Here is a 12,524-nt window from a genome sequence, read left to right on the forward strand (position 1 = left end):
ACGCCGCACTCACGGGTCGCTTAAGGCCGCTGCCGTCCGAGACGGGGTAATGAGTATGCAGGAGACGTGGGCCGTCCGCCGGTGTGAGGACTGCACTCGAGTAACGATCGCCGAGACTGTGAGCGCACAGCGCGTGTGTGCCTGCGGCAGCACGGCGCTGCAGGAGTTTGATCGGCGTCGATAAGCCGTTGCAGTTCGGCCGCTTTACGAAATCGTTGGTCTCCGCAACTAGCACAGTAATATTTATCAACTAATTCTATAGTTGTGTTCACGGATATGTCATCAGTTCACAGCAGTACACAGACCGATCAGTACGCGCCGACAGTCAACGTCTCGAAGGTCGCGGGGATCGCGACCGCGCTCGTCGCGGTGAATATCCTGTTGATGCTGGTGGGGAGTTACACCCCGCTCGCGGATCTCGGTCTCGTTCTCTTCTCGAACTACTTCATCGGAATCGCCACCTTCGCCGCCACGATCGGTGGCGGCTTCTGGGTGTCGAACAAGGGAATCCAATCGGGGAACGTTCCGGTCGCAGGCGCCGGCGTCACGCTGATCCAGTTCGGCTATACGCTCCTCGGGTCCGCGATTCTCGTGATCGCACCTCCTGCGCTTCGAATTCCGGCCCTCGCCATTACGACGGTCGTAACCGGACTCCTCACGGCCGGTATCGTGCTCGTCGTCTACCGCACTGACCGATCGTTCGCGCGCTGGCAGACCTACTCGAAGGGGCTGTTCATCGCCGGCTTCGCCGCGGGTGCCGTCGGCTTCTTCCTCAATCCCATGCTCATGGTGTTCGCGTCCGTCCTGTTCTTCCTCGGCTTCGTCACGGACCTCGCGTACGAGATCTGGGCCGTCAAGGAGAGCAGGTACGCGAGCCCGATCCGGAACGCCATCGGCATCTACGTCGCCGTGATGGGCGTTTTCATCCACATCCTGCGGCTGGTGCTGTACGTTCTCTCCCTCCTCAATAACTGATCGGCGGTCCACGCGTTTCGATCCAGGTCCCGACCGTCGTCGCAACCGGCCTCATTGCCCGGCGCTCGTTCGCTCGACGACCATCGTCTCGAGGTGCTGAAGCCGCGTCTCGATATCGGGGTGGGTCCGGAGCAGCCCCCGCGAGCCGACCGCCGTCTCGCGCGGGAGGATGTCCAGCGCACCGGCGGATTTGGCCCACGTGCGTTTGTCCTCTCGCGGGCGCTCTCGGTTGTCGGAGAGCGCCTCGAGCGCGCTGGCGAGGTCGCTCGGGGAGCCGGTCAGTTCCGCAGCGCCGCGGTCGGCCGCGAGTTCGCGACTGCGCGAGAGGACGGCGATTGCCAGCTGACAGGCCCATCGCTGGACGGTCGTCAGCACCGACAGGGCGGCCCACAGCACGAGGTGGGCCAGATAGGCGAGCGGCTGGGAGACCAGCAGCCTCCGCGACGGTGGGTCGTCGGAGCCGACCTGCTCGGCGATGAGCATCGGGACGAGTACGAGGTTCATGATGCGGCTGTCGCCGTTGACGAGGTGGCTGAGCTCGTGGGCGAGAACGGCCTCGAGTTCCGCCGCCGAGAGCCGATTCAGGAGCCCCGTCGTGACGATGACGGTACCGTCGGGCCGTCCGCCGAGGGCGTAGGACTCCGGCCGCCGCCGGTCGGCGACGTAGATGTCCGGCTCCGGAACGTCCGCCTGCTGGGCGAGCCGGCGGACCACTTCAGCCAGTTCGGGGTGTGTCTCCGACGCCGGCGCGCCCGCCTTCCCAAGTTCCGTCCGGAACGCCCGGATCTTGGCTCGAACTGGCCGAAAGTACAGGAGCGGAAGCAGGACGGTCCCGGCTGCGATCACGACGGGAGCGGGGTCCGTGAGTACCCAGTGGAGTAATCCGTAGTACTCGCCGAAAACCGGCAACAGGAGAGTCTCGAGCGCGTAGAGGACCGGCAGGAGCACGAGCCACGCGAGTACGCCGCCGGCGACGATCGCCGTGACGGCGATGGCGACCGAGACGACGAGCAACACGGCCAGTGCGACGCCCATCCGCGAGAGCAGCGACAGCCGGAGCCGAGCGTGTCTCATCACCTCGTTGCCACCTCTATGCGAGCGATTCCGTGACCACCGGTAATGGGTGTTCCGCATTCTGTGCCGGAGGCAACGACGGAATCGCACGCGCCCGACGGGGAAGGGCTTATTCGGTTCCCGGTAAAATGTATCGTGAATGACTTCAGCTTCGCGTGCGGATCTCGACTCTGCAGCACGGGCCTCTCTCCGGCAGCAGGAGGTCGTCGCCGACCTCGGGGAGCGTGCGCTCGAGACCGATGACCTCGAGCAGTTGCTCGGCGACGCCGCTAGTGCAGTCGTCGAGACGGTCGATGTCGAGTACGCCTCAGTGCTCGAGGTGTGTCCCGAGGGGAACGGGGGACGCCTTCGACAGGGAGCCGGCTGGAGCGACGAGTGCGTCGGAACTCACGTTTCGACCGCCCCCGACTCGCAGACGGGTCGCGCACTGCACGTTGACGGACCAGTCGTCGTCGAGGACCTGCACACTGCAGCGGTGTCGGGGTCCGAGTTACTCGCCGATCACGGCGTCGTTAGCGGGATCAGCGTCGTCATCGGCTGTGCGGATGACCCGTGGGGTGTTCTGGGCGTCCACGCGACCGAGCAGCGACAGTTCACGGACCGCGACGTGACCTTCGTCCGGAGCGTCGCGAACGTCCTCGCGACGGGGATCGAGCACGCGCGGACCGAGCGCCGCTTCGACGCAATCTTCGACGATCCGAACATCCTCGTCGGCCTGCTCGAGCCCGACGGAACGGTACTGGACATCAACGGAACGGCGATGGAGTACGTCGACGCCGACCTCGAGGACGTGACCGGGGACCCCTTCTGGGAGACCCCGTGGTGGATCGCGAGCGGCGGGGACGAGCGAGCCGACGACCTCCAGTCCGAGGCCCGCGAGTGGACCGAACGGGCTGCGGCCGGCGAGTACGTCGAGTTCGAGACCGAACTCACCCGGCCGAACGGCGACCGGTACACCATAAACGGCGTCTTCAGACCGGTCACGAACGACGACGGCGAGGTCGTCTCGATCATCGTCTCGGATCGCGACGTGACCGAGCGCAAGCGGCGCGAGCGCCACCTCCGCGACGCGAAGGAACAGCTCGAGGCCGCGACCGAGGCGGGCGCAGTCGGGACGTGGGAGTGGCACATTCCCGAGAACCGAATGATCGTGGGGACCTCGTTCGCGGACACGTTCGGGATCGATCCCGACGCCGCTCGCGAGGGCGTGCCCCTCGAGAAGTTTATCGACGCGATTCACGAGGACGACCGCGACCGCGTCGCGGCGGCGATCAATGAGGCTGTCGAGACCGGCGATACCTACGAGGAGGAGTACCGCGTCTGGAACGCGGACGACGACCTCCGGTGGGTGGTCGCTCGCGGTCACGTCGAGCGAGACGAGGACGGGAACCCGGTCACGTTCCCCGGCGCGCTCACGGATATCACGGACCGGAAACGGGCCGAACTCGAGGCCGAGAAGCAGCGAAAGGAGATCCAGACCCTGTTCGACGTGTTACCCGTCGGTGTCGTGGTCGCGGACGAGGACGGATCGCTGCTCAGGGCGAACAACGCCGCGAAGGAGATCTGGGGCGGTGACGTCTTCGATGCGGACGACGTCACGGAGTACGAGAAGTACTCGGCGGTCTGGGCGGAGACGGGTGAGCCGGTCGATCCCGAGGACTGGACGATGTCGCAGGTGCTACGGGGCGAGGCGGTGTCGGAGCCGAACGTCTACGAGATCGAGCCGTTCGACGGCGACCGACGGATCGTCATGGAACACGGGATGCCGGTCCGAGACGAACGCGGGAACGTGAGCCGCGCAGTCGTGACGCTGACCGACATCACCGAGCGCCGGGAGTACGAACGGGCCCTCGAGGAGCGCGAGCGCCAGCTCTCGGCGCTGATGGAGAACGTTCCCGGGATGGTCTATCGCTGCCGCAACGAGCGGGGCTGGCCGATGGAGTTCGTCAGCGACGCCTGCCGCGAGATCACCGGCTACGAGCCGGACGCGCTGGAGCGGGGAACGGTCGACTACGGCGAGGACATCATGGTCGACGAGGACCGCGAGGCGGTCTGGAACGCGATCCAGCGGACGACCGACGACCGGGAGCCGTTCTCGGTGACCTACCGCATCGAAACCGCCGACGGCGAGATTCGGTGGGTCCGCTCGTACGGCCGGGTCCTCGCCGCCGACGAGGGGGAGCGCGCGACCCTCGAGGGGATCATCTCCGACATCTCCGATCGGAAACGCCTCGAGAACGACCTCAAGGAGTCGAACGAGCGCTTAGAGCAGTTCGCCTACGCGGCCTCCCACGACCTCCAGGAGCCGCTCCGCATGATCACGAGCTACCTGCAACTGCTCGAGGCCCGGTACGACGACGCCTTCGACGAGGACGGCGAGGAGTTCCTCGCCTACGCCGTCGACGGGGCCGAACGCATGCGCGAGATGATCGACGGCCTCCTCGCGTACTCCCGCGTCGAGACGGGCGGCGACCCCCTCGAGCCGGTCGACCTCGACTGCGTCCTCGCCGACGTTCTCGACGATCTGCAGCTCCATATCGAGGAGACCGATGCCGACGTGACCGTCGACGACCTCCCCGTCGTCGAGGGCGACGCCAGCCAGTTGCGACAGGTGCTCCAGAACCTCCTCGATAACGCACTCACCTACCACGGCGACGAGCCGCCGCGAGTGCGCGTCGACGCGGACCGCCGGGGCCAAGAGTGGGCGATTTCGGTCCACGATTCGGGGATCGGAATCGATCCCGCCGACCAGGAGCGCGTGTTCACCGTCTTCGACCGGCTGCACACCCACGAGGAGTACGAGGGAACGGGCATCGGGCTGGCGCTGTGCCAGCGCATCGTCGAACGCCACGGCGGCGAGATCTGGCTCGAGTCCGAGCCCGGCGAGGGGACGACGTTCTCGTTTACGCTTCCGGCGGCCGAGTGAAGTAGCCACTGAACCGATTTCCACACTGATCGCAACGCCGCCGAGCGGTCAGTACGGATCGTCGACCGGTCTGATCTCGAGGCCCGGTGAAGTTACCAGCTGTGGGATACGATCGACGCTCTCAAATAGGTGGCACTCACTACGAGCACGTATGAGTCGGACACGATCCGCGGACGGTGCGTCGGTGCTGGTCGAACGAACGGCCGGGCTGACGGCGGCACTCGGCGCGTTCGTCATGGTATCGACCGTCGTTTTCACGGTCACGGGAACGATGGGTCTTCACAACGTGCTCGTCGGTGCATTGACCGCGATCCTCGCGTCGTTCCACGCGTACCGAACGGGTGAGAAGCGGTCGCCGAGTATCGTCCTCGCGGCGATCCTCGCGCTGCTCGGTATCTGGATCGCGGTCGCACCGACGGTCGCCTTCGGCGTCGATCGCCAGCTGGTACTCGGGATCTGCGGTGTCGCCGGTGCGCTCATCGCGATCCTGTCGATCGCCGGCGTGTACGGGAGCTTCCAGACGTCGAGCACCGCTGCAGCGAGCGCGTAAGGCCGATTCCGCCGATTCCGTTTTTCCGCGACGTCCGTTTCGGCAGTCGATCGTCACCCGATTTCGATCGCCAGCACACCTCGCAGAACTCGCAGTGAACAGTGCCACCGTGGGTCCCGAACCGCGGCCGATCGAGACGAACGAAAGTCGTGTCAGCACCCGTTTCGTTCGGACCGTTTTTCCCGTTCCCCGTCGTCCGGACGGCCATGAGCGACAGCGATGTTCGCGTGGTCGCACTCTGTGGCAGTCTCCGCGAGGAGAGTCACACCCGGACCGCACTCGAGGTCGTGCTCTCGGCCGCTGAGGAGGCCGGAGCCGAGACGGAACTGCTCGACCTCCGCGAGTACGAGTTGCCGATCTTCGACGCGGATCGCGATCGCGAGGCGGCCGGCGACGCCGAGAAACTGGCGGCTCGCGTGCGCGCGGCCGACACGATCGTTCTCGGGTCGCCGATGTACCACGGCTCCTACGCCTCGCCGCTGAAGACGGCGATCGACTACTGCGGATTCGACGAGTTCGCGGACGCGACCGTCGGACTCCTCGCCGTCTCGGGCGGGGCCTTTCCCGTGACGACCTTGGAACACATGCGCTCGGTCTGTCGGGCGCTGAACGCGTGGGTGATCCCCCACGAGGCGGCGGTTCCGAACGCGAGCGCCGCCTTCGAGGACGGCGAGTTCGTCGATCCGAAACTCGAGACGCGGGTCCGAACGCTGGGCCAGCGGGCGGTCCAGTACGCGGCGATCGAACCGGATCCGGCCTCCTTCGAGAGCGATCAGAACGTGGGCGCACAGGGGAAGTGAGCGGCTGATACCGCCCGCTGCCACGCCACTCAGGGATCGAGGAGCCGCTGGAACCGGCGCTGGTGGGCGACGAAAGCGAAGAGCGCGAAGACGAGTGCGCCGATGTGCAGCGCCTCGATCCGGACGACGACCGTCGTGAACCCGAGCGCGACCGGCGCTGAGGAGAGCCCCCAGTCGGTAAACCACGCGGTCGCGAGCAGCGCCGACGCACCGGCGGCCATCAACACCCCCGGGACCACCGGCGTGAACGTCACGTCGTAGTTCGCCGGCAGCCTGAACGCGTATCGCTCGAGGACGAACTGTGCGGTGAGGATTCCGGCGAGGAAGGTCGTCGCGATGGCGGCACCGGTGGTGCCGCCGATCAGTTCGGCGGCGAGCAGCCAGACGACCCAGCCGGTGGTGAGGACGACCACCGCACTGAGTCGGTGTGGCTCGAGGAGGTCGTCGAGTTCGCTGACCGTCGCGCCGAAGATACCCGTTCTGAGCAGGGAGCCACAGAAGAGGATCCCGAGCCCCGCGAGCGCGGTCGATGTCGTCCGCGAGCCGACGACGAGACCGAACCAGAGGCCGACCGCGAGGGTTTCGACGGCCGCAGCCGAGAGCGCGGCGGTGACCCCGACGACGCGTCGCCGCGTCGTTCGGCCGAGCACCTCCGGCTGGCGGATGACGCTCATATCACGTCTCCTTTCGGTGGCACCCCTTTCGTTATGGAAGGCATTCTCCGAGCCGAGCCGCGACTGGCCGCTCCGCTGTGACCTTATACGACGGGAAGAGTCCGATTTATCGATCGCGATCGCGGTCCGATCGCAGACGATATCGCTCGTCGCGCTCGGCGTCATCGTCGATCGCCCGCGCCCGCGCGGACGAGTCTCCTCCGCGAACGGTCGCCGGTCGGCCAGTCGACGAGTGAAGTCCCACACGATCTATTTTCCCCAGTACAGGGCATCTCTCGAGGGACGCGCTCGAGCCACCGATCGGTAATGTACACTGCTATCGCCCCGCACCCTGATAGTTGGAGACTCAGTAGACGGTCGTTATACGACGTGTTGGGGCGGGTAATTTTACAATAATACGTGTCGAGCCCGGGTCACTGACGGAAACAGGGGATAGAACTATGTACGGCGGTGTGGTCGTGGCGGATTATGCCCGAGATGGAACAACAAGACAAAACGCTGTCCGAGCTCATCGTCAAAGAAGCGATCAACAAAGGAATGGACTCTCCCATGCGCGACTCGATTCTCGAGGCCGTCGAGGAATCCGAGGGCTCTCGATCCGGCGGTCGGCTGCCGCTTGCCGGGGCCCTGTTCGGCCTCGGGGCGGCCGTCGGCTTTCTCGTGGGCCGACAGTCCCCGGAACTCGAGGACTCCCCGATCGAGGACCTCGAGGAGCCGGAGATCATCGAGGACGTGATGGAGACGACGGAGGAGACCGGCGGGATGTCCGAGATGACGGAGGAGTCCGAGTCGGAGACGGACGACTCCGGCTCGCGACGGCTTCCGGGGATCCTCCTCATGCTCGGTGCCGTCGCGGGGGCAGTGCTCCTCCGGCGTCGCCTCTCCTCCGGCGAGGAAGAGGAGTGGGAGCCGATCGAGGAGTTCGAACCGGCGACGGGCGGGGAGTCCGAGGAGGAAAGCGAGACGGAGGACATGGCGGAGTCCGGAGCCGAGGAGACGGACGAGGAAATCGAGGAGTAACGCCGACCTGCCGTCCCGACTGGATTCGACCGTTTCCGATCGGTCGCTGCGTCCCGCTCGTCGTTTTTGATCCCTCACTCGCGTCCCATCGCCGACCTCGGTAACCGACGGGCTCGAGCGCCGCCTGACGAAGCACCTAAGGGAGCCACGCCGACAGTGTGAACCCAATGGAGACGACCCACCGCGTGTTCGTCGGTGACTCTCGCGATCTCTCGGGGGTGGACGACGAGTCGGTCGAACTCGTCGTCACGTCCCCGCCGTATCCGATGATCGAAATGTGGGACGACCTCTTTACCGAGCTCGATCCCGCCGTCGGCGACGCGCTGGCCAACGGGGACGGCCGCGCCGCGTTCGAGGCGATGCACGCCCAACTCGAGCGCGTCTGGGACGAACTCGAGCGGGTGCTGGTCGATGGGGGGATCGCCTGTATCAACGTGGGCGACGCGACCCGGTCGGTCGACGGCAGCTTTCGGGTTTACCAGAATCACGCCCGCGTGCTCGAGGCCTTCGAGGAACGCGGGTTCGAGCCGCTGCCGGACGTGCTCTGGCGCAAACCGGCCAACAGCGCGGCCAAGTTCATGGGCAGCGGGATGATCCCGCCGAACGCCTACGTCACGCTCGAGCACGAGTACATTCTGGTGTTCCGAAAGGGGGCCGAGAGCCGCGAGTTCGAGCCCAAGGCCGACCGCCGGTACGAGGCCGCCTACTTCTGGGAGGAGCGCAACCAGTGGTTCACGGACGTCTGGACCGACGTCACGGGCGAACTGCAGTCGATCGACGCGACCGACGACGAACTCCGAGAGCGGTCCGCGGCCTACCCGCTCGAGATCCCTTACCGCCTGATCTGTATGTACTCGGCTTACGGCGACACCGTCCTCGACCCGTTCTGGGGGACCGGGACGACCACGCTCGCGGCGATGTGTGCCGGCCGGAACTCCGTCGGCGCCGAACTCGAGGACGCCTTCCTCGAGGTGTTCGACGACGGCGTCGACGAGGTCCCGGCGCTGTCGCGGTCGGTCGGCCGGGCGCGCCTCGAGCGCCACCGGGAGTTCGTCGAGCGCCGCCGCGAGGACGGCGAGGGGTTCGAGTACGAGGCCGACTACTACGAGACGCCGGTCGTGACGGGGATGGAACGCGGCATCCGACTGCGCGAAGTCCGCGATATCGAGGGGATCGACGACGGCTACCGGGTCGAGCACGCGCCGCTCGTCCTCGAGTGAGTCATCGCCGGACCGTTTCGATCTCTTCCGTCTCTCGTCCACCCGTTCGGGAGCGTCTCGACAGTGGTTCGCTCGTTGAAACTGCAAACGACGCGAAGTTTTTACCCGTGCCGACCTACCCAGCGGTATGGCCCGCGGTCTCGAGGACGCCGAGACGACCCCGGTACACGCCCTCGTCGTCGGTTCGTCCGAGTGGATTCGGACGGCGACGGCGGGGCTCGCAGACGAGTCGGTGACCGTGACGGACGCGGTCGCGACCGCGTCTGCGGTCACTGACGGACAGCTCGACGCGGCGAACTGCCTCCTGACCGACGACCGCGACGTGTTCGACGCCGTCGGCGAGGCGTGTCCGATCGTCTACGCCGTCGATCCGGCGCGAACCGAGTCGATCGACCGCCTGCCCGGCGATCCCGACGTGATCGCCAAGACGACGATTCAGGAGCCCCGGCTACTGGCCCAGCGGCTCCGCCGGGCCGTCGAGTTCGCTGCGATGCAGCGAACTGTCGACCGGCGAACGGAGCGGTCACAGACGTTGATCGAACACTCCTCGGACCTGTTGCTCGTCATCGACGCCGACGGCGATATCTCCTATGCCAGCCCGGCCGTCGAAGACGTCGGGGGATTCGAGCCCGACGAACTGTGCGGGACCCACATTCGCGACTATATCCGCCCCGACGACGCGCAAACGGTGATGGACGCGCTCGACGCCGTCCTCGAGTCCGATTGCGGCGCGTCACGAACCGTCGAGTACACGTGCCAGCACGCGGACGGGGACTGGTACGTCCACGAGGCCGTCCTGACGAACCGACTCGAGGACGACGCCGTCGATGGTGTCATCGCTTCGATTCGGGACATCACGGAGTATCACCGCATCGAGCAGGAGTTGAGCGAGTCGTTCAAGCGCGTCACGGATTCGTTCTACGCGCTCGATGCGGACTGGCGGTTCACGTATATCAACGATCGCGCGCTCGAACAGCTCGATTTCGACCGATCGGAGCTCATCGGTCGGCATATTCTCGACGTCTTCCCGGAGATGACCGGGACGGTCTTCCAGCACGAGGCCGTCGAGGCGATGGCGTCTCAGGAGCCGCGGACGGCCGAAGGGTACTACGAGCGCTACGACGCCTGGATCGAGGCGCAAATCTACCCCTCGCAGTCGGGGATCTCCGTCTACTGGCGGGACGTGACCGAGCGCGTCGAGCGCGAGCGGGACCTGACCGAGCGGACGGAGCGGTTACAGACGCTGGTCGAGAACGTCCCCGTCGTCCTGTTCGCCCTCGACGACGAGGGCACCTTCACGCTCTCGGAAGGCAGCGGACTCTCGAACCTCGGCTTCGACCCCGAGGACGTCGTCGGCAACTCGTTTTCGGACCTGCTCGAGGACTATCCCGAGGCCTGTGCCGACGCGGAGACGGCCCTCGAGGGGGAGACGGTCACCTCGCGCAGACGGCTCGGTGATCGCGTCTTCGAAACGTGGTACCGACCGATCACGGACGACGACGATACCGTCGACCGCGTGATCGGGGTCGCGAACGACGTCACCGAGCGGGTCCAGTATCAGGAGGCGCTCAACGCCTTACACGAGGCGACCGGACACCTGCTGACCGTCGACTCGAAAGCGGACGCGTGCGAGTACATCGTCGACATCGCGACCGACGTGCTCGATCTCGACGGCGTCGTCTACCGGTTCGACGATCAGGCGAACGAACTCGCCCCGGCGGCGTGGTCGCCGGCCCTCGAGTCGGCGTTCGGTTCGCCGCCGCGGCTCCAGCCGAACGACAGCATCGTCTGGGACACGTTCGTCAGCGGTGATTCGTCGGTGTACGACGATGTCAGAGACGCGGCCAACGTCTACGACGAGTCGACCGCCGCCCGGAGCGGTCTCTACGTCCCGCTCGGCGAACACGGCGTCTTCGTCGCGCTCTCGGCCGAACCCGCCCAGTACGACGACGACACCGTCGAACTCGCCCAGCTGTTCGCGGCGACGGCCGAAGCCGCGCTCGATCGCATCGGACGGACCCGACGGTTACACGACCGCGAGCGCGAGCTCAAGCGACAGAACCGTCACCTCGAGCGGCTCAACGAGGCCAACGAGGTGCGCCAATCGATCGAACAGCTCCTGTTGCTGGCCGAGTCCCGAACCGAGATCGAGCGCGGAGTCCCCGAATTGCTCGCCGAACTCGAGGAATGTTCGTTCGCGTGGATCGGCGAGCCGGACCCGAGCGGCAATCAGCTGCAACCGCTCTCTCGAGCCGGTCTCGAACGGGAGTATCTCGACGCGGTGACGGTAACGACGGTCGACGAGTCGGCCGCCGAACCGGCGGGACGGGCGGCGCGCACGCGAGCGCCGGTCTCCGTCGAAAACGTCGCCGAGTCGGTCCACGACGGCGAGTGGCGGGGCGATGCGCTGTCGCGAAGCTTCCAGTCCGTCTACGCCGTGCCGCTCGTCTACGACGGCTTCCTCTACGGCGTCCTGTCGATCTACGGCGAGGAACGGGACGCGTTCGACGAGACGCTCCGGTCGACGCTGGCGGAACTCGGCGAAACGATCGCCTACGCGATCGATGCGGTCAAACGGAAGAACGCGCTCGTGAGAGACGACTACACCGAAGTGGAACTCGAGGTCGCGGCCGATGCGACCCTGTGTCGACTCGCGGCGTTTCTCGGCGAACCCGTCTCCTACGAGGGCACGACGGTACGGGCCGACGGCTCGGAGATCGCGTTCGTCGCCGTCGAGGAACTGGCGGACGATCCGGCCGAACGCATCGATCGCGGTTCGATCGACGGGATCAGCGGAGTATCGACGATCGCCGAGCACGAGGACCAAACGCTCCTGCAGGTACAGCTGACCGATCCCTTCCTCGGATCGATCGCCGATACGCACGGCGCGCGATTGCGCGAGTTCGCGGCCGACGAGTCGGGTGGCCGCGCGATCATCGACGTGCCGGAGGCCGCCGAAGTCCGCGCCGTCCTGTCCGGGATCACCCGAAGCGGTCCGTCGGTTTCGATGGTCGCTCGGCGCGAGCAGCGAACGGACGATCCGTCCGCGCTCGGCGGCCCCGCGCGCAACGCCTTGCTCGGCCGCTTTACCGATCGGCAACGCGAGGTCGTCCAGACGGCCTACCACGGTGGATTCTTCGAGTGGCCGCGACAGGCGACTGGCGAGGACATCGCCGCGTCGCTGGACATCTCCTCGCCCGCCTTTCACAAGCACGTCCGATCCGCGGAACGGAAGCTGTTCGCGGCGCTGTTCGAGGGGTCGACCGCGACCGACATTAACTGATT

10 protein-coding genes are annotated in these 12,524 nt (G+C 66.3%); 8 read left to right on the forward strand and 2 right to left on the reverse strand.

Features of this window, described 5'->3' with window-relative positions:
- Window positions 1-49: 49 nt before the first annotated feature.
- Window positions 50-184, forward strand: coding sequence for a hypothetical protein (locus ACT4ML_RS12695; RefSeq protein ID WP_444721207.1), 135 nt, complete (start codon window positions 50-52; stop codon window positions 182-184).
- A 92-nt stretch (window positions 185-276) separates the two neighbouring features.
- Window positions 277-975 carry a Bax inhibitor-1 family protein gene (locus ACT4ML_RS12700; RefSeq protein WP_444721208.1) on the forward strand — a complete coding sequence of 233 codons (699 nt, stop codon included), beginning with the start codon at window positions 277-279 and terminating at the stop codon, window positions 973-975.
- A 51-nt stretch (window positions 976-1,026) separates the two neighbouring features.
- Here the strand turns inward: ACT4ML_RS12700 and ACT4ML_RS12705 are convergent, their stop codons facing one another.
- Window positions 1,027-2,049 carry a M48 family metallopeptidase gene (locus tag ACT4ML_RS12705; protein WP_444721209.1) on the reverse strand — a complete coding sequence of 341 codons (1,023 nt, stop codon included), beginning with the start codon at window positions 2,047-2,049 and terminating at the stop codon, window positions 1,027-1,029.
- Window positions 2,050-2,188: 139 nt separating this feature from the next.
- Between ACT4ML_RS12705 and ACT4ML_RS12710 the strand changes: the two genes are divergently transcribed.
- The 3 genes from ACT4ML_RS12710 (at window position 2,189) to ACT4ML_RS12720 (ending at window position 6,325) form a co-directional block, all read left to right on the forward strand.
- Entirely contained in the window at window positions 2,189-4,975 is a 2,787-nt protein-coding gene (locus ACT4ML_RS12710; protein WP_444721210.1) for a PAS domain-containing protein, read from the forward strand.
- A gap of 151 nt (window positions 4,976-5,126) precedes the next feature.
- Window positions 5,127-5,525, forward strand: a complete 399-nt coding sequence (locus ACT4ML_RS12715; RefSeq protein WP_444721211.1) for a hypothetical protein — start codon at window positions 5,127-5,129, stop codon at window positions 5,523-5,525.
- Between the two features lie 206 nt (window positions 5,526-5,731).
- Window positions 5,732-6,325, forward strand: a complete 594-nt coding sequence (locus tag ACT4ML_RS12720; protein ID WP_138245114.1) for an NADPH-dependent FMN reductase — start codon at window positions 5,732-5,734, stop codon at window positions 6,323-6,325.
- A 29-nt stretch (window positions 6,326-6,354) separates the two neighbouring features.
- On the opposite strand, the gene ACT4ML_RS12725 is transcribed toward ACT4ML_RS12720, so the two are convergent.
- On the reverse strand, window positions 6,355-6,999 hold the full coding sequence (locus tag ACT4ML_RS12725; protein ID WP_138245113.1) for a hypothetical protein: 645 nt from the start codon (window positions 6,997-6,999) through the stop codon (window positions 6,355-6,357).
- Window positions 7,000-7,467: 468 nt separating this feature from the next.
- Here ACT4ML_RS12725 and ACT4ML_RS12730 point away from each other — a divergent pair, with 468 nt between their 5' ends.
- From ACT4ML_RS12730 to ACT4ML_RS12740, 3 genes are all read left to right on the forward strand, one after another.
- On the forward strand, window positions 7,468-8,019 hold the full coding sequence (locus ACT4ML_RS12730) for a hypothetical protein (RefSeq protein WP_138245112.1): 552 nt from the start codon (window positions 7,468-7,470) through the stop codon (window positions 8,017-8,019).
- A gap of 167 nt (window positions 8,020-8,186) precedes the next feature.
- Window positions 8,187-9,239, forward strand: coding sequence for a DNA-methyltransferase (locus ACT4ML_RS12735; RefSeq protein ID WP_444721212.1), 1,053 nt, complete (start codon window positions 8,187-8,189; stop codon window positions 9,237-9,239).
- A gap of 127 nt (window positions 9,240-9,366) precedes the next feature.
- Window positions 9,367-12,522, forward strand: a complete 3,156-nt coding sequence (locus ACT4ML_RS12740; protein WP_444721213.1) for a PAS domain-containing protein — start codon at window positions 9,367-9,369, stop codon at window positions 12,520-12,522.
- Window positions 12,523-12,524 lie beyond the last annotated feature (2 nt).

Source organism: Natrinema sp. LN54 (assembly GCF_052439245.1).
Taxonomy (GTDB): domain Archaea; phylum Halobacteriota; class Halobacteria; order Halobacteriales; family Natrialbaceae; genus Natrinema; species Natrinema versiforme_A.